Annotated in this window: 23 protein-coding genes; 7 read left to right on the forward strand and 16 right to left on the reverse strand. The window is 65.9% G+C overall.

Translation table 11 applies throughout. From position 1 onward, the window contains the following. Positions 1-7: 7 nt before the first annotated feature. On the reverse strand, positions 8-3,568 hold the full coding sequence (locus BCL79_RS19530; protein WP_121044443.1) for an ATP-binding protein: 3,561 nt from the start codon (positions 3,566-3,568) through the stop codon (positions 8-10). A gap of 74 nt (positions 3,569-3,642) precedes the next feature. Here BCL79_RS19530 and BCL79_RS19535 point away from each other — a divergent pair, with 74 nt between their 5' ends. Both BCL79_RS19535 and BCL79_RS19540 read left to right on the forward strand, forming a co-directional pair. Beyond that, a complete protein-coding gene (locus BCL79_RS19535; protein ID WP_121044447.1) occupies positions 3,643-4,281 on the forward strand; it encodes a response regulator transcription factor in 639 nt (212 codons plus the stop codon). Positions 4,282-4,559: 278 nt separating this feature from the next. Further along, positions 4,560-5,132: an Ax21 family protein gene (locus BCL79_RS19540; RefSeq protein WP_183073837.1), complete on the forward strand. Its 573-nt coding sequence runs from the start codon at positions 4,560-4,562 to the stop codon at positions 5,130-5,132. A 615-nt stretch (positions 5,133-5,747) separates the two neighbouring features. Here BCL79_RS19540 and BCL79_RS19545 read toward each other — a convergent pair. From BCL79_RS19545 to BCL79_RS19565, 5 genes are all read right to left on the reverse strand, one after another. Beyond that, positions 5,748-6,773, reverse strand: a complete 1,026-nt coding sequence (locus BCL79_RS19545) for an NAD(P)H-dependent glycerol-3-phosphate dehydrogenase (RefSeq protein ID WP_121044455.1) — start codon at positions 6,771-6,773, stop codon at positions 5,748-5,750. Between the two features lie 17 nt (positions 6,774-6,790). Beyond that, a complete protein-coding gene (gene secB, locus BCL79_RS19550) occupies positions 6,791-7,306 on the reverse strand; it encodes a protein-export chaperone SecB (RefSeq protein WP_019184891.1) in 516 nt (171 codons plus the stop codon). A 105-nt stretch (positions 7,307-7,411) separates the two neighbouring features. Further along, positions 7,412-7,849: a rhodanese-like domain-containing protein gene (locus tag BCL79_RS19555; RefSeq protein WP_121044459.1), complete on the reverse strand. Its 438-nt coding sequence runs from the start codon at positions 7,847-7,849 to the stop codon at positions 7,412-7,414. 78 nt (positions 7,850-7,927) lie between these two features. Then, entirely contained in the window at positions 7,928-8,362 is a 435-nt protein-coding gene (locus BCL79_RS19560) for a hypothetical protein (RefSeq protein WP_121044462.1), read from the reverse strand. Between the two features lie 30 nt (positions 8,363-8,392). Then, a complete protein-coding gene (locus BCL79_RS19565; protein WP_026070058.1) occupies positions 8,393-8,863 on the reverse strand; it encodes a YiiD C-terminal domain-containing protein in 471 nt (156 codons plus the stop codon). A gap of 43 nt (positions 8,864-8,906) precedes the next feature. On the opposite strand from BCL79_RS19565, the gene BCL79_RS19570 reads away from it, so the two are divergent. The 3 genes from BCL79_RS19570 to BCL79_RS19580 all read left to right on the forward strand — a co-directional run bounded on the left by BCL79_RS19570 (position 8,907) and on the right by BCL79_RS19580 (position 12,095). Then, positions 8,907-9,683 carry a uroporphyrinogen-III synthase gene (locus BCL79_RS19570; protein ID WP_121044465.1) on the forward strand — a complete coding sequence of 259 codons (777 nt, stop codon included), beginning with the start codon at positions 8,907-8,909 and terminating at the stop codon, positions 9,681-9,683. Between the two features lie 108 nt (positions 9,684-9,791). Further along, a complete protein-coding gene (locus BCL79_RS19575) occupies positions 9,792-10,769 on the forward strand; it encodes a uroporphyrinogen-III C-methyltransferase (RefSeq protein ID WP_121044468.1) in 978 nt (325 codons plus the stop codon). Between the two features lie 3 nt (positions 10,770-10,772). Next, positions 10,773-12,095: a heme biosynthesis protein HemY gene (locus tag BCL79_RS19580; RefSeq protein ID WP_121044471.1), complete on the forward strand. Its 1,323-nt coding sequence runs from the start codon at positions 10,773-10,775 to the stop codon at positions 12,093-12,095. A 176-nt stretch (positions 12,096-12,271) separates the two neighbouring features. On the opposite strand, the gene BCL79_RS19585 is transcribed toward BCL79_RS19580, so the two are convergent. Then, positions 12,272-13,567 carry an acetyl-CoA C-acetyltransferase gene (locus BCL79_RS19585; protein ID WP_121044474.1) on the reverse strand — a complete coding sequence of 432 codons (1,296 nt, stop codon included), beginning with the start codon at positions 13,565-13,567 and terminating at the stop codon, positions 12,272-12,274. A 92-nt stretch (positions 13,568-13,659) separates the two neighbouring features. On the opposite strand from BCL79_RS19585, the gene BCL79_RS19590 reads away from it, so the two are divergent. After that, complete coding sequence (locus BCL79_RS19590; RefSeq protein ID WP_121044477.1) at positions 13,660-14,547, forward strand: hypothetical protein; 888 nt, start codon at positions 13,660-13,662, stop codon at positions 14,545-14,547. Between the two features lie 103 nt (positions 14,548-14,650). On the opposite strand, the gene BCL79_RS19595 is transcribed toward BCL79_RS19590, so the two are convergent. The 6 genes from BCL79_RS19595 to BCL79_RS19620 all read right to left on the reverse strand — a co-directional run bounded on the left by BCL79_RS19595 (position 14,651) and on the right by BCL79_RS19620 (position 20,510). Beyond that, on the reverse strand, positions 14,651-15,286 hold the full coding sequence (locus BCL79_RS19595; protein WP_121044480.1) for a superoxide dismutase family protein: 636 nt from the start codon (positions 15,284-15,286) through the stop codon (positions 14,651-14,653). Positions 15,287-15,339: 53 nt separating this feature from the next. Beyond that, positions 15,340-15,906 (reverse strand): superoxide dismutase family protein, encoded by a 567-nt coding sequence (locus BCL79_RS19600; protein ID WP_121044482.1) that lies wholly within the window; start codon positions 15,904-15,906, stop codon positions 15,340-15,342. Positions 15,907-16,000: 94 nt separating this feature from the next. Next, entirely contained in the window at positions 16,001-17,452 is a 1,452-nt protein-coding gene (gene ntrC, locus BCL79_RS19605; RefSeq protein WP_121044485.1) for a nitrogen regulation protein NR(I), read from the reverse strand. Then, positions 17,445-18,503 (reverse strand): two-component system sensor histidine kinase NtrB, encoded by a 1,059-nt coding sequence (locus BCL79_RS19610; RefSeq protein ID WP_121044488.1) that lies wholly within the window; start codon positions 18,501-18,503, stop codon positions 17,445-17,447. Before BCL79_RS19610 ends, ntrC begins: the two co-directional genes overlap by 8 nt. Before the next feature lie 91 nt (positions 18,504-18,594). Beyond that, positions 18,595-19,722 carry a murein transglycosylase A gene (gene mltA / locus BCL79_RS19615; RefSeq protein ID WP_428999477.1) on the reverse strand — a complete coding sequence of 376 codons (1,128 nt, stop codon included), beginning with the start codon at positions 19,720-19,722 and terminating at the stop codon, positions 18,595-18,597. A 41-nt stretch (positions 19,723-19,763) separates the two neighbouring features. Continuing rightward, positions 19,764-20,510: an N-acetylmuramoyl-L-alanine amidase gene (locus BCL79_RS19620; protein WP_121044537.1), complete on the reverse strand. Its 747-nt coding sequence runs from the start codon at positions 20,508-20,510 to the stop codon at positions 19,764-19,766. 297 nt (positions 20,511-20,807) lie between these two features. Here BCL79_RS19620 and BCL79_RS19625 point away from each other — a divergent pair, with 297 nt between their 5' ends. Beyond that, a complete protein-coding gene (locus BCL79_RS19625) occupies positions 20,808-22,259 on the forward strand; it encodes a hypothetical protein (RefSeq protein WP_147433929.1) in 1,452 nt (483 codons plus the stop codon). A 544-nt stretch (positions 22,260-22,803) separates the two neighbouring features. Here BCL79_RS19625 and BCL79_RS19635 read toward each other — a convergent pair. The 3 genes from BCL79_RS19635 to BCL79_RS19640 all read right to left on the reverse strand — a co-directional run. Then, positions 22,804-23,265 (reverse strand): PoNe immunity protein domain-containing protein, encoded by a 462-nt coding sequence (locus BCL79_RS19635; RefSeq protein WP_121044499.1) that lies wholly within the window; start codon positions 23,263-23,265, stop codon positions 22,804-22,806. A gap of 876 nt (positions 23,266-24,141) precedes the next feature. Further along, on the reverse strand, positions 24,142-24,972 hold the full coding sequence (locus BCL79_RS20170; RefSeq protein WP_147433930.1) for a hypothetical protein: 831 nt from the start codon (positions 24,970-24,972) through the stop codon (positions 24,142-24,144). 93 nt (positions 24,973-25,065) lie between these two features. Next, positions 25,066-25,588: VENN motif pre-toxin domain-containing protein (locus BCL79_RS19640; RefSeq protein ID WP_183073838.1), on the reverse strand; the 523-nt coding region annotated here is incomplete at its 5' end.

Consider the following 25,588-nt stretch of genomic DNA (forward strand, 5'->3'; position numbering starts at 1 on the left):
GAACCGGTCAGGACGCCTGCAGCTGTTCCAGGTAGGCACGCAACGCCGCATCGAACGCACCGACCGCCTCGGCATGCGCCGCCACGCCGTCGTCGTCGATGCTGTCCATCAGATGGCGCGCCTCCACCACCAAGGCATCCGCCCCCAGCGTCGCCAACCCGCCCACCAGCCGGTGCAGTACATCCACGAGCGCCGGTGCCGCACGCTCGTGCAGGGCCTCCTGCAGTTGCACCAGATCCTCCGCGGAGGCGCTGCACAGGCTTTCGATCAACACCGCGGCCACGTGCGCCGATCCAAACCGGCGCGTGAGCGCGGCCCGGTCGGGCGGCGCAGGGAGGCTGCCTTGTACATCCGCAGCAGCTGGCGCGTCCGGCAACCACTGCAGCAGTGCCTGGCGCAAGGCGGCCAGCGCCACCGGTTTGGCCAATAGATCATCCATGCCGGCCTCGCGGCAGCGTTGCAGATCGTCCTCCATCGCGCTGGCGGTGAGCGCGATCACCGGCAACCGGGCGGTGCCGCGGTCGCGCTCCTGCTCACGGATACGCCGGGTCATGGCATAGCCGTCCATGACCGGCATCCGGCAATCGGTGAGGACCAGATCGAAACGGGTCCGCGCGAGCAGCGCCAACGCCTGTTCGCCGTTCTCGGCCAGCACGTGCGGCAGACCGAGCTGCTGCATGCGCCAGCCCATCAGTGCCTGGTTGGTGGGATGGTCCTCGACGATCAGTACCCGCCGCTGCAGCAGCGCTGCCGGCACCGGCAGCCTCTGCGCCTGGTCTTCCGCCGCGCCGGGCTGTTCGTCCACCGGCACCGTGGGTACCGTCAGCAGCACCTCCACGCAGGTCCCCTCGCCGGGCACGCTGTGCAGCGTGAGCGTGCCGTGCATCAGGGCGACCAGGCGCTGGCAGATGCTCAGGCCCAGGCCGGTGCCCCCGTACTGGCGGCTGGTCGCTGCATCGGCCTGCGCGAACGGGGCGAACAGATGCTCGCGCTGCGCCGGCGAAATGCCGATGCCGGTATCGCGCACCGTCAGCCGCAGCTGCTGCGCGCCATCGCTATCGATGCCGAGCACCGTCAGTGCGATGTCGACCTCACCGGCGTGGGTGAACTTGATGGCGTTGCTGAGCAGGTTGAACGCGATCTGGCGCAGGCGCATACCGTCCGCCAGATGCATGGCCGCGACGTCGTCGTCGATCTGGATCTGCAGGTCCAGTCCCTTGGCCACTGCCTGCGGTGCAAGCAGCTGCTGCACGTTGCCGAGCAATGCGCGCAGCGCCACCGGATGTGCCTGCAGCGTCAGCGCGCCAGCCTCGATCTTGGAGTAGTCCAGCAGGTCATCGAGGATCTGCCGCAGCATCTGCGCCGAGTCTTCGATCACGCTGATGATGCGGCGCTGTTCCCCATCCAGCGCGGTGTGTGAGAGCACCTCGACCATGCCGAGTACCCCGGACATCGGCGTGCGGATCTCATGGCTCATCGTGGCCAGGAACTCGGATTTGGCAGCGGTGGCGCGCTCGGCCGCGGCCTTGGCCAACGCAAGCGCATCGGCCTGCGCGCGCGCCTCGGTGACATCGACCCAGTAGCCGCTCCACAGCAGCGCGCCGTCTTCGGCATCGTAAGGCAGCGCGCGCGCGCGCACCCAGTGCAGCGTGCCATGTGGGGAGGTGCGGAACTCCATGTCCAACGGAGTGAAGTCGCGCGCGGCGCGTTCCATGGCCTGGCGCACACCGGGGCGGTCGCGCTCGTCGATGCGGTCCATCAAGGCGCTTTCGTCAGCCATGGCCTCGGCTGCGGTGACCCCGAACAGGGCGTCCGTGTCGCCGGCGATATACGGCAGCGACAAGCGGCCATCGCGCTCGCGCCGGCCCTGGTAGACGATCGCCGGCAGGTTGTCGGTGACTTCGGCCAAGCGCTGCTCGACCCGCCGGCGCATCGCCACTTCATTGCGCAACCGCCAGTATCCCCAGCCGTGCACCAGCAGCGCCGTCAACAGGACCAGCGCCAGCGGCACCGCCCAGCGCGCAATGCCGCGCCAGTCCAGGTCACTGCGGTATTCGGCCGAGAGCCAGTCACTGCGGATCGCCTCGTGCTCACGCGCGCTCATGTTGACCAGCATGCGGTCGAACGTGGTCGCCAGTGGCGCGTACCGTCGTTTGACCGCCAGCGACAACCGATCACTGAAGCCAGCGGGTGCGGCAACGTGGAGTTGCGCGGGATAGCGCTCGCGCACGATCCGGTCGACGATGGCCAGATTGCCGATGTAGGCATCGGCATCGCCATGCGCCAGCCGGGCCAAGGCCAGTTCGGTGCTGCGCGCCGGCACGATGCGGGCGTTCGGCGCCTGCTGCAGGATGTAGCCCCGCAACCGGTCCGGATCGGTCAGCAGGATGCTGCGTCCGTCCAGATCGCCGATGCCGAGCACCGACCGGCTGCCGCTGGCGGTCACGATCACGTTGGGCACAGTGATGAAGGGCTGGCTGAATACCCAGTCGTCACCCAGGTACGTGGAGTCATTGGGGATGCCCATGATGGCATCGACCTCGCCACGGCGCAGTTGTTCGCGCGCCTCGAACCAGTCATGCGCTGGCACGCGGGTGAGCTGGGCACCCACGTTCCGCAGCAGGCGCAGGTATTCGGCCGCCACGCCACTGGGCTGGTCGGCGCCGTCGATGAACGCCAGCGGTGCCGCATTCGGCGCGAATGCCAGCCGCAGTGGTGTCGCCAATACACGCTTTTCGGCATTGCCCAGGATCATCTGCGACTGCGCCGACCATTCCGGCGTCTGCAGCCAACGCCGCTTCAGGCGCGCGCGTTCGGTGTCCGCCAGCGCCGCCAACCCCAGATCCAGCGCTTCGGCCAAGGGTTGCTTGGCGTTGGGCACCCCGAAGTGCAGACGCTCCGGCGGCAGGTCGCTGGGGCGCAGCAACGCGACATCGGTGAGCCCTCGCTCGGCGATCAGCGACGTGGCTACATAGGCATTGCCGATATACACATCGGCTTCGCCCTTGCCGACCATGGCCAGCGCGGCCGTGGTGTTTGCAGCGATCACGCGGCGGGCAACGGGAAAGCGCGCGCGGACTTCTTCGCTGGTGACGAACTCGCGCTCGGTGACCACACGCAGCCCGCGCAGGTCCGGATCGGCCGAGGCCCGGGTATCACCGGGGCGACCGACCAGCGCCAGCGGCGCATCGGCGTAGGGACGGGTATAGACCATGCAGCGGGTGCGGTCGGCGGTAAGGGTGATGTTCATCACCACATCAACTTCGCCGCGGCATGCTGCATCCAGCACCTCGGTCCAGTCGCGGTACATCCGCACCTTCACCTGCACACCCAGCTGCTGCGTGAGCAGGCTCAGGTAGTCATAGCCCAGGCCGACCGGCTTGCCCTCGTGCAAGGATTCGAACGGCGGCCAGCCGCTGTCGTACATACCCAGGATGATGGTAGGGTGCTTGCCAAGCCACTCGCTCTGCCGGGGCGACAAGGCGAGGGGGTTGGCGGCCGATACCGACACGCCCGCTGCCATTGCAAGCACGAGCAGCACCAGCCAGCGAACGACGCGGATACGCATGCTGCCTGATCTCCGTAGAATGTTGTCCCCACCCCGGCACGGCCCGACGGCTGCCTTACAGGCAATACTAGTCCATGACCCTGCGCATTATCATTGCCGACGACCATCCGGTCGTACGGATCGGCACGAAGGCCGTGATCGAATCCAGCGGCGTTGGCCAGGTGGTGGCCGAGGCCAGTACTGTCGCCGAATTGATGGCCGCGCTGTCCGATCACCCGTGCGATGTCCTGGTCACCGATTACTCCATGCCCGGCGGCCAGCAGGCCGATGGCTTTGCGATGATCGCCATGATCCGCCGGCGTTTCCCCACGTTGCCGGTGCTGATGCTCAGCGTCTCCAACAACCTGGCGATCCTGCGCATGGTGGTCGCCACGGGTGTGCTCGGCCTGGTCGACAAGACCTCGTCGATGGACGAGTTGCCGCTGGCGATCCAGACCGTGCAGCGCGGCATGGCCTACGTCAGCCTCACACTGAAAGAGCGCATTGACGCGATCGGCACGAACAGCGTGGAAGAAGGCGAGGCCAAGCCGCTATCGCCGCGCGAAGTCGAAGTACTGCGCCTGCTCGGCAGCGGCATGACGGTCAAAGAGATCGCCATGCATCTGCACAAGAGCGTGAGCACCATCAGCCGCCAGAAAGGCGATGCAATGTTGAAGCTCGGCCTGAAGGGTGATGCCGAGCTGTTCGATTACCTGCGCGACGGCGAACGCTGATCGCCGCCGTCCTGCGGACGGCACCTCTGCTTGCGTCACTGCACGCGCGATCCACACCGCCCTTTCAATGGCGCTGCGTCGTGCCTGATGTGTTGCGCGCGCATCTAACAGATCGCGCATGAAGAGTTCCCCGGAATGTGGCCGCATTTATGTACTGCTCAGTTTGATATTCAGGGCTAATTGGGGTGACTAACGGATAATTCACACCTGTCGCCAGCAGCGATCTCCCTCCCCTCTGCTGGCGGACAAAACCAAAAAATACAAAGGTGTCCCCGATGATGAAGACTTCCCTGCTTGCCCTGGGTCTGCTCGCTGCACTGCCGTTCGCTGCTTCGGCAACCGATGGCCTGTCGTACAACTATGTTGAAGGCGGCTACGTGAACACCGATGCCAAGGGCGGCGACGCCGACGGTTGGGCGGTGAAGGGCTCGGTCGCCGTGGCGCCGAACTTCCACGTCTTCGGTGACTACAACGCGCAGGAAACCAAGCGCGGCAGCAATGATGTGGACCAGTGGAAGGTCGGTGTCGGCTACAACTACGGCATCGCCCCGACCACCGATCTGGTCGCCCGCGTTGCTTACCAGAAGTTCGATCCGAAGCACGGTCTGGACTTCAACGGCTACTCGACCGAAGTCGGCGTGCGCAGCGCGTTCACCCCGAACTTCGAAGGCTACGTGATGGCCGGTTACGAGGATTACACCAAGAAGCACGGCATCAACCCGGACGGCGAGTTCTACGGCCGCGTCGGCGCCCAGGCCAAGCTCAACCAGAACTGGGGCCTGGCCGGCGAAGTGAAGCTGGCCAAGGGCGGCGACAAGGAATGGTTCGTCGGTCCGCGCTTCACCTGGTAATACGCACGACGCAATACCGCGGTACGTTGTTGGATGGCGCGGTCTCTCTCCCCTGCGCCATGAAGCCCGGCTCACGCCGGGCTTCACTTATATGCAGCACCTGGCGACACCCTCGTCGGTACGCCACGAAACAACCCGGCCCTGCGCCGGGTTGTTTCGTTCTGGCGGTGACCAGGTAGTTCAGGGGCATTGTGGATCGGGTGCTGTCTCCGCTCAGGTCTACCGCGAGCGTAAGGGTCCCCTATCGGCGGGCAGGCCCCCTGGCAAAAGTCCCCCGGCCGACGCCTGACGGCGACGGCCTCCTCCTTGATTTTGCCCAGGGACCTACCCGCCGATAGGGGACTCAGCGTGCGTCAGGCGTGCGGGAGACCGTGCCTTTCTGTCGGCGCCAAGTGGTCTGGATACGTGGGTCGCGATGGCCTTGTGGGCGAAATAAAGGAGGAGGCGGCGGCCGCAGGTCGACGCCGGGGGACATTCGCCGGCAAGGCCATCGCGGCCCAGCGCCCGACCCATCCACCGCCACGCCTGAAGAGGCTCATAGCGCGCTTCATGCCTGCAACGCGGATGGAAGAAGAACCAAAAAAAACCCCGGCGCTTGCCGGGGTTTTTCGTGCATCACTTGAACAGCGTGTCCGGATACTCCGGCTTCTGTTCGCGTGCCAACAGCGCACGCAATCCCTCTTCCGGCGTCTGCTCACCGTGCAGCACCGCGCGCACCCGATCAGAGATCGGCAGGTCGATGCCGTGACGCCGCGCCTGGCGCATCACCTCATCGGCAGTCTGCACCGATTCCACCACCTGGCCGATCTCACGCACCGCATCGGTCAACGTCTGGCCGCGGCCCAGGGCCAGGCCCAGGCGTCGGTTGCGTGACAGATCGCCGGTGCAGGTCAGCACCAGATCGCCCAGACCGGCCAACCCCATCAGGGTTTCCGGCTTGGCACCGATCGCCGCGGCCAGCCGCAGCATTTCGTTGAGGCCACGGGTGATCAGGCCGGCACGGGCATTGAGGCCCAGCTGCATGCCATCGGCGACGCCGGTGGCGACGGCCAGCACGTTCTTCATCGCACCGCCGAGCTCGGCACCGACCATGTCATCGCCGGTGTAGGCGCGGAACGCCGGACCGTGCATGGCATCGGCCACCTGCTGGGCGAAGTCCGGCGCGTCACCGTGCACGGTGATCGCGGTCGGCAGGCCCTGGGTGACTTCCTTGGCGAACGACGGACCGGTCACCACCGCCAGCGGCACGTCCGGCCCAAGGACCTCACGCGCCACTTCGTGCAGGAACCGACCGGAGCCTGGTTCGAAGCCCTTGGTCGCCCAGGCCACGCCGGCATCGGCCGGCCGCAACGGTGCCAGCGCACGCACGGTTTCACCGAAGGCATGCGAGGGCACCACCACCAGGATCCAGGCAGCGTCCTTGACGGCAGCGGCCAGATCGGTGGTCGCGCGCAGCGACTCGGGCAGCGGAATGCCCGGCAGATAACGGGTGTTCTCGTGGCGCTGGTCGATGGCCTCGACCATCGCCGCATCGCGCCCCCACAGCACGGTCGGATGACCATGCCGCGCGAGCAGGCTCGCCAGGGCGGTGCCCCAGGAGCCGGCGCCGAGAACCGCGATTTTGTCTGCGTGGTTGCTCATCCGTACTGCAGCGCCGATCAGGCGTTGCCGGCCGGCTCGGAATCGGCGAGCGAGGTCTCGCCCTGTTCCTGACGCTGGCGCAGGGTTTCGGCGTACAGGCCTTCGAAGTTGATCGGCTGCAGGAAGAACGGCGGGAAGCCGCCGGCCTGGATCAGCTCGCTCACCAGCGAACGCACGTACGGGAACAGGATGTTCGGGCACTGGGTGCCGAGCAGCACGTCGATCGACTGCGGGTCCAGGCCGACCAGGCCGAACACGCCGGCCTGCTGCACTTCGGCCACGTAGGCGGTCTTCTCGCCGGCCTTGCAGGTCAGGGTCACGGCCAGCACGACTTCGAAGGCGCTCTCGCCCAGGCGCTGCACGCGCTGGTTCAGGTTGAGCTGCAGTTCCGGCTGCACGGCGTCATTGAAGACGGCCGGAGCGTTCGGCGATTCGAACGAAACGTCCTTGACGTAGATCTTCTCGACGGTGAACGAGGGACCGGTAGCGGCGTCGACCGGCGCGACGGCGCCGTTGGTGTTCTCTTCGGACATTTCCTGTTGCTCCAAAAATGAATGCTGTAAAAACGGATTGTTACATGCCCTGCGATGGGGGCGCTGTGGGCCGCGCACAAGGCGTGCGCTGCCATCCGAGGGGGATCAGTTGCGGCCCTTGACCAGCGGCAACTCGGCCTGCTGCCACGCCGGGATGCCACCGTCGAGCACGTTGACCTGGGTGAAACCGGCCTTCTTGAGCGCCTTGGCGGCCGTCTCGGAGGCATTGCCACTGCGGCACACCAGCACCACCGGGCTCTGCTGGGCCTTGGCGACCAGCTTGTGCTCCGGACCGAACTGCGCCGGCTGCACGTTGCGGCTGCCCGCGATATGGCCCTTCTCGAAATCGCTGCTCGAAGACAGATCGACCACGATGGCGCCACCGGCATTCATCAGCTGGGTCAGTTCCGCCGGCTTGAGCGACTTGAAGCCGCGGAACAGGCGGCGGACTTCGGTCACGATGATGGCCACGGTCAGGCCGACCAGGGCCATCGACAACATCGGGTTTCGGCCGGCAAAGGCCAGCAACTCTTCGTAATTCACTAAGATCACGGGTCGATAAGCGGGCGCCGATTGTCGCACATGCGGGCGAATCGGCGTCCAGCCCCGTGCGGGCGGGGGTCAGCGTTCCTGCCAGAGGTCCGGCAGGCCGTTGGCCTGGAGCCAGCGCTTGCCCTCGGCGTCCCAGCGCCAGATCTCCCGGACCCGCACCGTCCGCTCGGACTGGGTGTTGTTGTTGATCACCCGCACCTCAGCGTTGCGCCCGACCCGGCCATCGGGCAACGGCACGTTGTCGCCGGCGCGATAGCTGGAGATCTTCACCTGCTCGAAGCGGCGCAGTTCCAGGTCGGTCATCGGGTGGGCGCGGGCATAGTCGGGGTCCAGGTAGGGCAGCGCGTCCTCGACGGTGCCCCAGCGCATCGTGGCGTCGTACTTGACCTGGGTCTCCTCCAGTTCCTTGCGCTGCTTCCTGGTGGTCTTCTGCTCGGCGGCCAGTGCGCTCACGCTGGTCAGCGCGAACAAGGCGATCAGCAGGATCTGAAGCGTACGGCGCATGCGAATTCCCCAATAGGCAAGGCGCCCATCCTACCGCCTGGCGAAGGCCACGAAACGGCCGCTCAGTTCCGCGGCGGCCTTGTCGCCTTCGCCCGGCTGGCGGGCAGTGAGGCTGATGCGAGCCTTGCCGCGCTGGGCGAAGGTGGCCAGGAAGCTGTCCCAGTCGGTTTCCGCATCGGCCTGGGCCTGTGCGTGCAGATCGCCATAGACCGGGGCGAGGTAGCGGATATGGCTGTCGGCCACGTAGACATCCGCATCGAACCCGGCCAGGCGCAGGCGCAGGGTCACCAGCGCCCATCCGGACAGGGTCAGCGCCGAGGCCAGGCTGCCGCCGAAGGCATTGCCTTTGTCGTTGACGTTGGCTGCCAGTGGAGCGTGGATGTGCAGGACGCCATCGCGGTAGTCGTGGACCCGGATCTGCATGGCCGCCACCGGCGGCATGGCATCCAGGACATGCTGCAGCGCAGACAATTGCGCCGGCAGGGAATCGGTTGCGGACATCTGGCTGATCACGTCACATCGAAGGGCTCGCATAATGCCCGCAATGAACACCGAAACGAAAGTCGCGCCCTGGACCCTGATCTCGCTGCGCCCGCGTGGCCAGCATGCGCCGCTGCGCCGTGCGGCGAACGCGGCTGGTGCCCGCCTCATCGCGCTGTCGCCGTGGGCGCTGCAGGCCCAGCGCGATGCTGCCACCCACGCCGACCTCACCGCCGCGCTGGCGGCCGAGCGCGTGGTCTTCAGCAGCCCTGCCGCGGTGCAGGCCGCCGCGCGCCTGGTGGATCTGGCCGCGCCCCACCCGGGGCAGTGGCTTGCCGTGGGCGCCGGCACGGCGGCGGCGCTGCACCGCCAGGGCGCGCAGGACATCGCCGCACCGGCACGGATGGACAGCGAGGGCCTGCTTGCGTTGCCGGCATTGGCTGACCTGCACGGCCTGCGCGCGGGCCTGGTCACCGCCCCGGGCGGCCGCGGGGTGATCGCGCAGACCCTTGAGCAACGCGGTGCCCAACTGCTGCGCGCCAACGTGTATGCGCGCCAGCGGCTGCCGCTGGCCCCCCGCGCCCTGCAGCGCCTGCGCCGCGCGGCCATGCCCTGGGTGCTGGCACTGAGCAGCGGCGAGGCCCTGGCGCTGTTGCTGGTGCAGTTACCCCACGATCTGCAGGCACCACTGCGCGCCGCCACCGTGGTGGCCGCCAGCGAGCGGCTGGCCGCACAGGCGCGCGCCGCAGGCTTCGGGCAGGTACGGGTCGCAGCCGGGCCGTTGCCGGCACAGTTGGTCGCGGCTGCACACGCCGCGCTCATCGCGCCCGCATCTTCCTGAACAGGGAGCCGGGGCGGTCTTGCAGGGCCTTGGGCGGCGGGCGATGCTGTGTGCCACGTCGCTCGCCAGCCAAGCGGATTGCCCGGCGCGCGCGACAAGGATGCCCGTATGAATGACCCTGTTTCGCCCCCCTCTCCGAGCCGCCCCCTGCGCTGGATCGTGCCGATCACGGCGCTCGTCGTGTTGGCCGGCGGCGGCGCGTGGGGCTGGGCGCAGTGGCAATCGCGACAGGCGCAGGAACGACTGCGCGAAGAGAACGACCAACTGCAGGTGCAGGGCCTGCTGGACAGCGTGGAAGCACTGCGCCGCGACCAGCGTTCGACCTCCCAGCGCGTGCAGGACGCCGCCGCCACCAACCGCGTGCTGCGCGATGAAATGCTCGGCCTGAGCCAGCGCAATGCGCTGCTCGAAGAGAACCTGGCCAAGCTGGCCGACAGCACCCGCCACGGCGCGCAGGCACTGCAGCTGGAAGAAGCCGAGCTGCTGCTGAGCCAGGCCGGGCAGCGGCTGGCCTATGCCGATGACGTCGAGGGCGCCAAGCGCCTGTACGCGTTGGCGTCCGCCTCGCTGGACGACGTGCAGGGCAACGAGTATCTGAACCTGCGGCAGGCATTGATGCAGGAGCGCAATGCGGTGGAGGCGCTCGGCCCCGGAGTGCGCGCGCAGACCCAGGCACGGTTGGGCCGGTTCGCCCAGGCCCTGACCACCCTGCCCGAACAGATCGACGCCCCGGCCGATACGACTGCCGGCACGCCATGGTGGCACCAGGTGCTGGCGCCGTTCGTGACCATCACCCCCACCCGCCTGCAGGGCCCGCTGACCGAAGCCGACCGCGTGGCCGCGTGGGATTCGCTGCAGCTGGAACTGACCTTGGCGCGGGCAGCGGTGGAGCGCGGCGATCAGTCCGGGTATCTCCAGGCGTTGGACCGCGTTGCACTGTGGTTGCCGCGGCTGTGGCCGGATTCACCTGCTCTGCGCGAGCAACGTGCTGAACTGCAGCAACTACGCGCCTGCGAGCTGCGTCCATCGCTGCCCGAACTGGGCAGCACCCTGCAGCAACTGCGCTCGATGCGTAACGGGAGATAATCGATGAAGCCCTTTCAATCTCTGGTGGTCCTGCTCCTGGCCGTGGCCTTGGGCGTGATCGCCTCACAGTGGCTCGGCACCGAACAGCTGCGCCAGTTCGGCGAAGTGATCTACCGCTACGGCGGCACCGACTACCGCTCCACCGTGCCCCAGGTCGCGCTGATGGTGCTGGTCGGGGTGCTGGTGCTGTGGCTGCTGTGGAGTCTGCTGGCCTCGCCGTTCCGCGCCTGGGGCCGCTACCGCCGCAAGCAGGGCCGCGCCCGCCTGACCGAAGGCCTGCAGGCCCACGAACAGGGCCACTGGCAGCGCGCGGAAAAGCTGCTGACCAGCGCCGCTGAGGACAAGGAAGTAAGCGCGGTCGCCTTGGTCACCGCCGTGCGCAGTGCGCAGGCGCGCGATGACGATGCGGCGGTGAACCAGTACCTGCAGCGCCTGGCCACCGAAGATGCCACCAGCCATGCCCTGCTGCTGGCCGAACGCCTGCTGGCACAGGAACGCCCGGTCGATGCGATCAACGTGCTGGACGTTGCCGCGATCCAGCCGCTGCCGCCGCGTGGCCTGTGGCTTCGCACCGAAGCGCTGGCACGTGCCGATCGCGCGCATGAGGCCTATGGCCAGCTGGGCGCACTGCGCAAGCAGAAGGTCCTGCCGGATGCGGCCGTGGCCGAGCTGGAAATCCGCCTGGCCGCACAGTCGCTGCTGGAAGCCGGTGACGTCAACGCGCTGGCCGCCCAGTGGGAAGCCACGCCGAAGGCATTGCGCAGCGATCCCGATGTCGTCTCCGCCTATGCGCTGCGCGCAGTGGCACTGGACTGGGACGAACCGGCCCTGCTCAACCTCGAACAGGCCCTGGACACGCGCTGGGACGAATCGGTGGTGACGCTTTACGGCCAGATGCCGGTCGAAAAGCTGGCCACGCGCCAGGCCAACCTGCAACGCTGGTTGACCACGCAGCCCGCCAGCCCCGCATTGCTGCTGGCGCTGGGCCGCATTGCCGCCCGTCAGCGCCAGCACACGCTGGCCGAGGATTACCTGCACCGCGCGATTGCCGCCGGCGCCGGCCCGGCCGCGTGGGAAGCGTTGGGCGAGGTGTTCCTGGATCGCGGCGAGACCGCGCTGGCCTCGCAGTGCTTCGCCAATGCCCTGCGCCAGCAGCGTGGGGATGACAGCGTGGCGCTGGCCCGTGCATCGACCACCACGCCACTGGACCCTATCGTGCCCGAACGCGCCACCATCGAAGAGCAATCGCTGATGGGCGAACCGGCCCCGGTGCAGGATCGCCTGCACGTGGAACGCGACGAGTTCGGCAATCCACGTCTGCCGTAACGTGCGACGCGGCACCCGGTGGTGCCGGCCGTTGGCCGGCAATGCGGAGTCCCGGAGAGGATTTGAGGAGCCGGCCAGCGGCCGGCACTACCAGAGCCGAAGGGTGCACACCTCCGCCAGATACAAAAAAGAAGGCCGCCCTTGGGCGGCCTTCTTCGTTCACTGCCGCAGGGCGATCAGCGCTCGACGATCGCCACCACGCCCATGCCACCGGCGGTGCAGATCGAGACCAGCGCGCGGCCGCCGCCGCGCTCGGCCAGCTGCTTGGCCGCCGTGGCGATCACGCGGGCACCGGTGGCGGCGAACGGGTGGCCGGTGGCCAGCGAGGAGCCCAGCGGATTGATCTTGGCCGGGTCGATCCTGCCCAGCGGCGCATCCAGGCCGAGGCGGTTGCGGCAGTAGTCTTCGCTTTCCCACGCGCGCAGCGTGCACAGCACCTGGGCGGCGAACGCTTCGTGGATTTCGTAGAGGTCGAAATCCTGCAGGGTCAGGCCGTTGCGCTTGAGCATCTCCGGCACGGCGATGGTCGGTGCCATCAGCAGGCCTTCGCCGTGCACGAAATCAACCGCGGCCACCTGCGAATCACGCAGGTAGGCCAGCGGCTCATGGCCATGCGCGCGCGCCCATTCTTCGCTGGCCAGCAGCACCGCCGAGGCACCATCGGTGAGCGGGGTGGAGTTGGCGGCGGTCAGCGTGCCGCGCCCGGAGACCTTGTCGAACGCCGGCTTCAGCGTGGCCAGTTTTTCCAGCGAGGTATCGGCGCGCAGGATGTTGTCGCGCTCCACGCCGCGGAACGGCGCGATCAGATCGGTGAAGAACCCGCGCTCATAGGCGGCGGCCAGCTTCTTGTGCGAGGACACAGCCCACTCGTCCTGCGAGTCGCGGGAGATGTTCCACTCCTTGGCCATGTCTTCGCAGTGGTCGCCCATGCTTTTGCCGGTACGCGGCTCGGCCACGCCCGGGAATTCCGGCTTGAGCTCGCTCAGCTTGAAGCCGCGGGTCAGCGCCTTGAGCTTGTCGCCGGTGCTCTTGGCGCGGTTGGCCGCCAGCAGGCGCGCGCGCAGCTTCTTGCCGTAGACGATCGGCACATCGGAGGTGGTATCCGAGCCGCCGCCGATGCCCGAATCGATCTGGCCCAGCGCGATCTTGTTGGCCACCGCGATGATCGTATCCAGCGAGGTGCCGCAGGCGCGCTGCATGGTGATGCCCGGGGTCAGCGGGGACAGGCCCGAGGACAGCGTGGCTTCGCGGCCGAGGTTCCAGTCGCTGGAGTGCTTGATCACCGCGCCCATCGCCACTTCGCCCAACTGCTGGCCGTGCAGGCCGAAGCGTTCGACCAGCGCACCGAGGGTGCGCACCGACATGCCGAGGTTGCCGACGTCCGAATAAGCCGTGTTCTGGCGACAGAACGGAATGCGGACGCCGCCGAGGATGGCGACGGGACGGGCGTTGGGCATGGAGATACCTGGCATGGGAGGGGTGTCTGCAACATGGCCTGCACGAAGGAGCAGGCATAATGGGGCCAAGTGTAGCTGCCGCCCTGTGATGGGCCAACCGTGAAACCATGAGCAAACCCGACCACGGCATGAATGCCATTGGCGTACTGGCATTGGAACTGGCCGGCGGCGACGCCCCGCGCCATGCCGCGCTGTCCTCCGAACAGGCTGGTGAACTGGCCGAACGCGTCGGCCGCGATCTGGCCAAGCTGGTGCCCGGCGTCAGCGGGCTGGACTTCGTGTTCGCCGGCGCCCATTTCGATCCGGCTGAAATCCTGCGCCCGGGCTGGCCGGTGCACCGGCGCCTGGAAGAACTGCAGATGCGCGCCCCGGGCCGCAACCAGGGCCCGCGCGTGCTGGCTTTTGGTGCCGGCGCCGACGGCGATGTCCCGCTGCCCTTCCAGGCCGATGCCAGCCTGACCGGTGGCGGCCTGCGGGTCGTCCCGTTCCTGCTGACCGGCACCGAAGTCGTCCAGACCCAGGCCGTGGCCGAAGCACTGGAAGAGGTGCTGCTGGCCCAGGGCATGGCGCAGGCCGATACCGCGCTGCAGGCGCAGAATGCCTTCGGCGCGCAGATCGAGCACGCCCGCTATTTCACGGTGAATGACCTCGCCGCGATGATGTCGATGCAGTACGACAACCAGGGCCTGGCGATTCTGTGGCCGCTGATCGAAACCGCGCTGATGGCACCGCACGTGGAAGAGTGGCTGGATGCCGCGCCGGAGCCGCTGCTTCGATACGCTGATGGCGAAGTGCGTATGGCGCTGTTCGATCCCGCCGGCTGGTGCGCGTACTACAGCCACGGCACCGGCGACTGTGATCGCCTGCAGGGCATCTACGACCAGTACCTGATCCGCCAGCGGCAGATGGCCGCCGTGCTGGAAGCGCACGGCCTGCCGGTGCTGTTCGTGCATTGCGAGGCCGGGCAGGACGCGCGCGAATTGCTGGCGCGTTAATAGGGACGGAGGTAGTTAAGCCGGCGGCTTAACTACCTCCGTCCCCGTTATTTAAAAAAAACGCCGGCGTTCGCCGGCGTTTTTTCGTCAAACACGGCCCGGATTACGGGGCCGCTTTGATCACCGCGCAGGCCAGGCGTGCACCGGCATTGCCGGTCGGCTGGGTCTTGTAGTCATCCGCATCGGCATGGACGATCAGCCCGCGGCCGATGATGTCGAAGCCATCGCCCTTGCCGATGTTGACGTTGGTCGAGACCGGGGCATCGACCACGGCGTTGCCCTGGGCGTCGGCCTTGATGTTGGGCATGTCGCCACCGTGATGCGGCTCGCTGGCGACGCTGCCATGGTCTTCCTGGCCCGGATTGAAGTGGCCACCGGCGCTGGCGCCGTCCGGCGCACTGCAGTCGCCCTTCTCATGGATGTGGAAGCCGTGCTCGCTGTTCGGCTTCAGGCCGCTGACCTGGCCCTTCACGTGGACCTTGCCGTCGACGACGCTGAAGGTCACGGTGCCTTTGACGTCATTGCCCTGGGTGGCAGCAAGGTCGGCACTGGCGGTGTGGTTGGCATGGGCTTCGCTGGTCATTGCCGGCGGTGCCTCGGGGGTCGCTTCAGCGGTTGGCTGGGACGCCGTGGCTTCGGCAGCCGGGGTGGCTTCCGGGGTGGTGTCGGCCGGCTTGTTGCAGGCGGTCAGGCCGAGCGCGGCGATGGCAGCGAACAGCGTGGTGTGGATCAGGCGCATGTGGATCTCCTTGCGGGTAGCGTTGGAAGAAACGACGTCGTGGGACTGCGCGATCAGCGCACGACCCGGATGACGCCGCAGGCAATTCGGGCACCGGCGTTGCCGGCCGGCTGGCTGCGGTAATCGTCGGCGTTGGCGTGCACGATCAGGGCACGTCCGGCGATATCGGTGGCTGCGCCGCCGCCAAGGGTAACCGCTGGCAGGCGGATGTCCACGTTGACGCGGCCCTGCGCATCGGCGCGCAGGTTGTCCATGTCACCGGCGTGATGCGCACCGGCACTGTTGCGGCCATGCGGTTGCCCGGCAGGATTGAAATGCGCACCGGCGCTGCTGGCATCCACTGCACTGCAGTCGCCGCGCTCATGCACGTGGAACCCGGCCACCTGCAGCGGCTGCAGACCACCGATGACACCGGTGATGTGCACGCCACGGGCGTCCGGCACCAGCGCCAGGCGTCCACTGACCAGACTGGCCGAGGCCGGCGACAGATTGGATTCGGCCATCTGCGCGGTGCTGACCACCGGTACGACGGGGGCGACCGGGCGCGGCGGCGGTGTGCTGCCGCAGGCGGCCAGACCGACCGCGATCGCCGCGGCGAGGACGACAGGGAAACTGCGCATGGGAAAGACTCCTTGGTTGCAAACTAACCGTGTGCTCGTCCACAGGCCATGAAAGCGGCCCGGACATGGCGCACACGCGGCGTGGACATGCGGTTCATCCGCCGCGACGGCGGCCGGCGCCGAGCTTGCGGGTGAGGGTGTTGCGGCCCATGCCCAGCCGCGCGGCGGCCTCGGCACGGCGGCCATGGGTGATCTGCAGGGCCGCTTCGAGCAGCGCCTGGTCGACCCGATCGCGCACCTGCGCGTGCAGGCCTTCGGCACCTTCGGCCAGACGCTGGCGCGCCCACGCCGAGAGCAGCGTTTCCCACTGCCCCGGATCACCGGCACTGCGTGAGCGCGGCGCACCCGCACCGCGGTGCAGTGCGCTGTCCACATCGGCCACGCCGATGCTGTCGGCCGCCGCCAGCGCGGCCATGCGCCAGCAGACGTTTTCCAGCTCGCGCACGTTGCCGGGCCAATCGTGTTCGCGCAGCGCCTGCAACGCAGCGGCAGTCAGTCGTTTGGGCGGCGTATCGAGTTTGTGTGCGGCCGCGGCCAGGAAGGTCTCGGCCAGCTGCGCGACATCGTCGCGACGCTCGCGCAGCGGCGGCAACCGCAGCCGCACCACATCCAGCCGGTGCAGCAGATCGGCGCGGAAGCGCCCCTGCGCCACCAGCGTTTCCAGATCCTGATGGGTCGCAGCGATCACGCGCACATCAACGCGGATCAGCTCGCGCCCGCCCACGCGGAAGAACTCGCCCTCGGCCAGCACGCGCAGCAGGCGCGTCTGCAGCGGTAACGGCATGTCGCCGATTTCATCCAGGAACAAGGTGCCGCCATTGGCCTGCTCGAAGCGGCCGATATGGCGACGCTGTGCACCGGTGAACGCGCCCGCCTCATGGCCGAACAGTTCGCTTTCCAGCAGTTCGGAGGGAATCGCCGCGGTATTGAGCGCGACGAACGGGCCCTGCACGCGCGGCGACTCGTGGTGCAGCGCATGCGCGACCAGTTCCTTGCCGGTGCCGGTTTCGCCGTTGATCAGCACCGACAGCGGTGCCTGCGCCAAGCGCCCGATGGCGCGGAACAGCGCGCGCATCGCCGGCGTATCGCCGACCAACTGCGGGCGCTGATCCGGCGGCGTCGCGCTGGCGGTCTCGCTCGGCTCGGCCAGGGTGACATCCGGGGCCGGCAGGACGCGCTGCGCCAGCGCGACCGCGTCATCCAGATCGAATGGCTTGGACAGGAACTCCTGTGCACCGCCGCGGAAGGCACCGGCCGTGCTCGCCACATCGGTATAGGCCGACATCACGATCACCGGCAACTGCGGATGCGCCGCCTTGAGCTTGTCCAGCAGGACCAGACCATCATCGCCGGGCATGCGGACATCGGTGAACAGCAGATCCGGCGGCGCCTGTTCGGCCAGCATCGCCAGCGCGGCAGCCGCTCCGTCGAACCCTTCGACGCGGTAGCCGGCCTCGCGCAGCGCGGTGCACAGCACGAAGCGCACCGCGCGGTCATCGTCGACCACCCAGACGCGCTGGGCGGTGGTGTCGACCTGGTCAGCCATGGGCGGCAGTGTCCTCGGCGGGGGTGCCCTGCCCGATCGGCAGCAGCACAGTGAATACGGTATGGCCCGGGCGGGAGCGGTAAGTCAGGGTGCCGCGGTGCTCGCGCGCGACCTGCTGGGCCAGCGCCAGGCCCAGCCCGGTGCCCTCGGCGCGGCCACTGACCAGCGGCAGGAACAGATGCTCGGCCAGGTCTTCGGGCACGCCACGGCCGTCATCGGCGATTTCCAGCCGCAGCGCCAGCGTATGCAGCTGATCGGTGATGCGTACGCCGTGCTCCACACGCGTGCGCAGGGTGACGGTGCCCGCACCTGCCTGAATCGCATTGCGGACCAGGTTCCACACGGCCTGGGTAAGGCGGTCCGCATCGCCATCGAACTCGGGAATGCTGGGGTCGTAATCGCGCTGTATACGGACCGCCCAGCCACCCTCGCTCTCGGCCAGGCGCAGGACGCGCTCCAGCGAGGCGTGGATATTGAGCGGCGCATGCGGCGCGGCCGGCGCGGGCGACAGCAGTTGCTCGAGCAGGCCGTTCAGGCGTTCGATCTCCGAGCCGATCAGCTCGATAAGTTCACGCTCGTCCGGATCGCGTTGCGCGTTGCGGCGTGCCAGCAGCTGGGCCGCGCCCTTCAATCCCGCCAACGGATTGCGCAGCTCATGCGCCAGGCCCTTGAGCGCGGCACTGAGCGCGCTGGGCAGCGCCTGGGTGGGGTCCAACCCCGGGAATTCATCGACCGGATGCGCCTCCAGCAGCCAGCCGCCCTCGTCCCAGCGGCTGAGCCACCCCTCGGCAAAACGGGGTGCATCGCCAGGCAGCGCCAAGGCCAGCCGGTGCAGGCGCAGGGTGTCGCGCTCATCGCGGGCCAGGAAGTGGGCCAAGGCGTCGCCCTGGGCCTCCAGCGAGGCCAGCGGCTGGCCCAGCAGGCGGCGCACGCTCACACCCAGCCAGCGGGCGAAGGCCGGATTGCAGCCCACCACACGGCCGCTGGCGTCGGCCCAGGCAACCGGAGTGCCGAGGGCGTCGAGGGCGGGGGGCAGGAGCGCGGTGGTCATTGCACCAATGTAGTGCAAAACGGCAGGCGTGTTGATCTTGTGCTGCGCGCAGCGGCGCGCTGGCAAACGCCCGGGCAGCGTGCACCCGCCGTCAGTTGGCGGGGTCGGGCGCCTTCGGCAACGCCACACCCTTCGGCCACAGCATCCAGATCGTGCCCTTCTGCTTCATGTGCCCGGCCAGCTCGCCGGCCGCATCGCCGGTACCCCAGAACAGGTCCGCGCGTACTTCGCCGGTGATGGCACCGCCGGTGTCCTGCGCGGCGACCGGGCGCACCAGCGCGGTACCGTCCGGCCGCGTGGTGGACAGCCACAACAGGCTGCCCAGCGGCACGACGTTGCGGTCCACGGCGACGCTGTAGCCGGCGGTCAGCGGCACGTTCAACGAGCCGCGCGGGCCGTCATCGCTGTCCGGGCCACGGGTGAAGAACACATAGCTGGGGTTGCTGGCCAGCAGCTCGGGCACGCGTGCGGGATGGGCATCGGCCCAGGCGCGGATGGCGGCCATGCTCACGTCGGCCTGCTTCAACTCACCCTGCTCCACGAGCCAGCGGCCGATCGGGCGGTAGGGATGGCCATTCTGGTCGGCGTAGGCGATCCGCAGTTGACGACCATCGGCCAGCTGCACGCGACCGGAGCCCTGGATCTGCAGGAACTGCAGGTCCATCGGGCTGGTCAGCCAGGCCAATACGGGGGCTTTGACGCCGTTCGTGGCGATCCGCGCTGCATCGTCATACGGCTTGAGCACGCGCCCCTCCACGCGGCCGCGCAGGCGCTTGCCCTTGAGTTCGGGGTAAAGGCTGTCGAGCTGGACGCTGACCATGTCGTCGGGCACGCCGTACACCGGCACCGATGCCTTCGCGGTGCGGGTGAGGCTGCCGGCATAGATCGGCTCGTAGTAGCCGGTGATCAGGCCGTCGGCCCGGTTGCCGGCGGCACGCAGCGCATAGACGTCGAGATTGGCCTGCAAGAACTGGCGGATGCCGGCCGGTGTGGTGGCAACGTTGGCCGCCGCTGCGCAGGTGGGTGCCCAGTTGGCCTCCGTCTTCAGGCGCGGGCAGGCACTGCGCCAGGCCGCGAAGCCAGCCTGCAGATCGGCATCCGCGACGGCGGGCAATGCGTTCCAGTTTGCCTTCGCGTAGGTGCTGGTTTGCACCGGCGGTGATGCCGGGCGCTGCGGCGCGACCGCGCAGGCACTCAACAGCGCCAATCCCACGCCCATCAGCGCGGCGTGCTTGAGTACGGAGAGGACGGCCGTGAACTTCATGGGCGGCGTTCCTGTTGCAACAGCAGCGAGTGCAGGATGCGGGCGTCTTCGGCATCGAGATCTGCGGGCAGATCGTCGCGGCCGCGGAAGCGGCGATGGAAGGCGCCGACGGCCGCCGCCCGGTCGTCCATCGGGTAACCGAAGGTCTGAAGGGCCATCCAGGGATCGAAGCCCATCGGCGCCGGGCCATCGGTCGCGCGCGGCCATACGCCGAAACCGGCTTCGGCCAGCTGCTGCCACGGGAAGAAACGGCTGGGATCCTGCTTGCGCGACGGGGCCAGATCGGCATGCGCGATGATCTGGCTGCGCGGGATGCGCAGGCGCGTGCACAGGTCATCCAGCAGGCGGATCAAGGCCGCGATCTGTGCCGATGCGAACGGCGTGTCGCCGTCGTTGTCGATCTCGATGCCGATCGAGGCCGAGTTGAGATCGGTGATGGTGCCCCAGCGCCCGGGACCGGCATGCCAGGCGCGCCGGTCATCGCCCACCAGTTGGTAGATGTGGCCATCGGCCCCGACCAGATAGTGCGAGCTGACCTTGCCGCCGCTGTTGGCACTACGCAGCGTATCCAGGCTCTCCTGCACGGAATGCTGATCGGTGTGGTGCAGGACGATAACGACCGGCGCGCGCACGTTGTGGTTCGGCGACGGCACCCAGCTGGCGAGCGGGCTGCGGACGGTGGTACTGGCGCAGGCGGACAACACCAGCACCATCGCCGACACTAGGAATCGATTGAGGGTCATGGTCGCATTGCACGTCACCTTGCGCATCCTTGCAAGTGCGCCCGCCGTGAGGACAACCGGCCAACACCGCATCCAAGCTGTGGATTGACGACACCACTAGGCAGCGGATTTCTGATTGCGATCATCGAGATTCTCCCACCTCAATGTGGGATGTGTATCGCTATCCAGGGCCTTTCAGACTTTCCCGACTGTCGACCACAGGCATCAGCCCTCAGAGTCCGCTGGATCACCCGTTCCGCACGACCGCTGTCGGGTTCGAGGTCGTAACACGCGATGGACCAAATGAGGAGTCAATGCATGAAAGGATGGATGACAGACATGATGGTGTGCCTCGTCGGGATAGGCGTGCTTGTCACCTCGAACCCCACCGCGGCGAACGCATACGATCCGAGCAACATTGTGGACGAGGTGCAGGCAATGGTAGCCAGATCGTGGCCTCTTGCCCCCGATATCTGGCCGGGTGCGGACTTCGATGCGCAATCCGCAGTGCTGCTGTTCGAGAATCGGGCGGTCGAAGTGACGACTGACGGCCAACGCGAACTGGATCGCAGCGTGATTGACCCCTTGGCACCTGGGTTCCCCGATTGGGTGTTCTTCTTTGCCGATGTCGCGGGACGTCGCGCAGTGGTCATCCAGCTGGATGCGGCCGTGAGCGGCCCACCATCGCCCATCTTTCCCGGCGACACCGAGCCGGCACGTCGGATCTTTCGGCTGGCCACTCACGAGAAGTTCCATGACTTCCAGATGAGAAGCCGATGGGTCGCACCGCGCGCCAATGGTTTCGCCGAGTACCCCGTCACCGCGTCGTGGTCAAGGCAGCGAGCGCATCTGTACGATGCAATGCACCGGGCCCTGGCGCAGCCGGCCGAGCAGAGCCAGCACCTGCGCCACGCCTCCACGTGGTATCAGGCCTTTGCAGACGTCCATGGAAGCGTGACTGAGATGACGAGCCAGGAGATCATCGAAGGCATGGCGCAGTATGCCGAGCTGCAGCTGCTGGCCGCCGCTGACATCGCTGACCCAACCGATCGTGATGCACGGATTCGCCAGTCGCTGCGCTACGTCTTTCCGTGGCATGCTGGATTGCAGCCCAATTTCACCCGCGGCCATGGGTACCAGACGTATCTGCTGGGCAGCCTTGCAGGTGCGCTGCTCGAAACAACCCGACAGCACTGGCAGATGGATGTGGCTGCCGGGCGCAGTCCGCTTGATATGTTGCTTGCCCTGTATCCAGTCACTGGCGATATCCATCCGGTCCCTGAGATTGACGCCAGCAACCAGGCATTGGTCGAGGAATTGAACAGTGAGCGCGGCGCACATCTGCAGCCGCTGCTCGACCTCTACATGGGCTCCAGCGCCGCACGCCTTTTGATTCCCTCGCCCTATCGCCTGGTGGCTGACCCGCGCTTGGTGGATGCCGTCGAGGAGGCCCGCAAAGAAACGAATCCGCACCTCACCGGTGAGTTTCGCGGGGAAGGCGCCCCCCCCATGACGGGATCCATCGTGGGCGGCTATATCGTCGGCGACGGCTATCTACTGGTTCGCAACCGCGCGATGGTGGGCGGTGCGACCGACGGTGTGTTCACCATCGCGCTGCAGCCAGAGGAATTCCTGCTCGATGGCACGCGGCTGCTGCTGGCCAGTGACAGTCTGGAGGGTGAGTTCACGGTTGACGTGAGCGTCGATACGGAAGGCAGGTGGATACTTGAGCCGATCAGCGCCAGCGACGTCGACAGCCCGGGCCGCTGAGACTATTTATCCTGACCGCCCCCCGCGGTGTATCCCGCCCACAGGATTACGTGGCTGCTCACCTATGAAGATGGGAAGAACGTTGCACTTGCCGCGAACAGGAGCAGCGATCCCGTTGCAAGAAGCGTCTCCCACCGACGGAACCGACCGGACATAGCGACACGCACAATCAGGGCGAGAGTCAGTACAGGGAGCGATACAAAAGCGATGAGTAGAAAAGCATCCATGCAAGGGCGCAGAAAATGACATAGCGCGAGCGAGAACGAACCTCTGCCGTCGCAGCCAAGGAAGCTGTAGCTCATTACGTAGTTGGTCAGCACTGCCGCCAAGCTGGTCAAGCACACTATCCAGGAAAAAATGTAAGAACGTTGCATCATTTAGGACATCCTCATCGAGCCGACCACGGGCCGCAAGCCAAATCCGGCAACGCGATGCTCTAGTTCCGCAGGCAGTTCCGACTCATTGCAGCACTCAAAGGCGCAATTTGTCATCGATCCTCATCCATGTGCCTTCCTTGCGCCTTGCTTGGCGTTCTTCGATTGCGTCACTTTCTTTTTAGAATCCTGGAAAGCCAGCTCTTTCTCTGCGCGAGATCATCAGCTTCGACCGCCGGTTCAAATGGCGACGCAATGTCTACGTATCGAGGGCTGCGCCCGTCAGCAAGCAGGTCAACCGGATAGTTCACATGCGTCAGGCAAGCATCGTCATCAATCGCCAGCGCCTTCGCCACCACGGCAGCCTCGACAGACCAACAGCCGAAGTAACCACCCTTCATTACATGCGCTTCATCTGCACACAACTTCCACCAGTACGGGGTTCTGAACGCTCGATCCAGATCTCCACATCCAGCGCCCTCCAGTCCTTCGAACCAGCCTTCCAGATAGCTGAGCAGCAGTGCGGGCCTATCACATGGTTCAGCCAATAATACATCTTCGGCCTTGAGCGAGATGTTCTGGCCGGTGAGGGTGGTGTTCCCATAGCTGGACGCAGAGATCGCCGAGTTCAAATCACGCGGTGAACTTGCCTCTTAAGACCGCCCAACGATTTTCACTATGCTTGTCAGTTCCCCACTTGATCATCTAATGATTAGGCGGCCAACCGACTATCGCACGCCGAGGGTGCTCAGGCGCTCTATTTCTATTGGTTCACCCTAAAGGCTCTGCGCGCCCGTGGCCAGATGATGGTGTAGATGATTCCAGTCAGCAGGCCAATTGAAATCGCTACCGCCACCCGTCTGGGTGCCCAATCGATCCAGAAGCTGCCGCTAGTCCAGATTCGATGCCAGCCGTCCCGCGAAAATGCGCCTTCGATTACGAGCCAAGCAAGTACGCTACAGAACGGAGCAAGAATGATGTGACGAAACCTTGAGTCCGGACGTAGGTCCTGAATGCGGCGAGGTCGTACTGCTCTGCCCACTTCTCCGAGGAGGACTGCGGACAGCTACCGTGAACCGCGTGTCCTGAAATGCGTCACTAGCGAAATGCTCACAGTAAATAGCAATGCTGCAAGAAGCCCAATTAGTGAGAAAACCAGCACTCGCCTGGGTGCCCATTCAAGCCAGAAGCTCGAACTTGACCAAACTTTTTGCCAAGCGCCTCCTGCGAACGCACCCTCAAACAGTAGCCAGCCGCATAGGGCACAAACAGGGCCCATGAAGAAATACCTCAATCGCCATGATGAAGCTTTCCACTCAAGGAGCAGAACCAATGGAACTCCACATATTCCACCCATAACGGCGCCGATCACAAAGAATAGAGGGGCAATAGAGAGAACGCTAGACAACTCCCTCCGGCCAAGATGGACGATAGGGCAAAAACAATTGAAGTCGCCACACCGCTACATAGCGGGGCGGCAACAACCTTGTGCACCACAGATTCCTGACTCATTGACACACCTCAACCGGTTTCCCCTGAATGCTCATACTTACAACGCAGCGACGCGGTTTTTGCGTCTCCTGCCAAGGCCATTTGAACCCTTGAACGTCCCCACCAATTTCGTTTGTATTTGGCCACCAAACCGGTCCGTCAGCCCAGCTATTGGAATTCGCCATCGGGCTGCTGCCAGTGCCCCAGCCTGTAGTCGATATCGAGAATCCACCTTTTCCATCTGGAACAACTTGTCGAAGGACGAATCCGGGATCGAGGGCATGAGCATTGGGGACCGTAATATTGATAAGGCTACTGGTGCTAGGGTCGATCAAGTGTGTCACGTACCCCAAGGACAGGCCAAGAATTGAAAGATAGCTAACCACCCCGTTGTTGGCGAGCCCCTTGCCGTCCGTCCCTGGCCCCGCATACCTCCGGAGGGCATCGAACTGAGAAGCAGCGTTTCCGCAGGTTGAGACAGCACTGGTTACGCACCCCACTGATGTCGTCGCGTATTCATGAGGCTGCCTTGTTGATCCAAATGCTTCCTCGTAGGTAGCAAACAAGTCTTGGAACCTTGTTCCGGGGACGCCGACAGTATAGCCAGAGGCATCCACTTTTCTTAAAAATTCATCTTTGCTAAGCCCGGAGTCCGAATAAATAGGAATTCCCGCTGCCATGTTTGCTGCGACTAGCAGGGCTTTTGTTTCGATGTCGGATATTGCGCCGAACGCAAGCTTATCCTTGTTACCCTTAGCAGCGTCGCCGGAATAGAGCGCGCCAAAGTTGCGCACACCCTCAAAAATCTCAGGCATAAAACCATTTACACATTCAAGAGTTGAACACATTTTTATTCTTTCATTATTCGCATCACTCCTTCTCTGCGCATCCGCAACCACTGCATCCCTGCACGAATTATCATTCGCTGAGCACAGCTTGAGCTACTCACTGAGCTGCTTTACATCGCTCTTTGATAGAAAGTTATTTTCGGTAGCATTCAAGGCGATGAAGTTACCCAAACCAGCACCGGCCAGCCCATCCCCACCAAGCCCACCAGCCACCGCGCCCACCGCTTGCGACAGCGCCAGAATCGTCTGCTTCTGCTGATCATTCAGCTCGCCGGTGTAGCCAGGATACAGCGCCTCGGTCAGCAGCTTCGCCGCCAGTTCACCGCCGGTCGCTGCGCCCGCACCGTTTGCTGCGTTACCACCATTGGCCTCAGCCAGCAGCGCACCCAACAGCGCATGAGAGAGCAGCTGCAGTGCAGCGTTCGGATCACTGCCATGGTTCGTATCGAACTTGTCGCCGATCAGGTTCGCCGCATACGGCGCCAGGGCGTTGGCCACCATTTGGCCGCCGCCCTGCCCGGAGGCAGCACCCACCAGCAGCGTGGTAACAGCCTCAAGCGCGCGGCTGTTGTCGCCACCGATGCCCCAGTTCTGCTGCTGTGCCACGGCGTCGCTG

The sequence above is a fragment of the Stenotrophomonas rhizophila genome (assembly GCF_003651185.1).
In the GTDB taxonomy this organism is placed as follows: domain Bacteria; phylum Pseudomonadota; class Gammaproteobacteria; order Xanthomonadales; family Xanthomonadaceae; genus Stenotrophomonas; species Stenotrophomonas maltophilia_Z.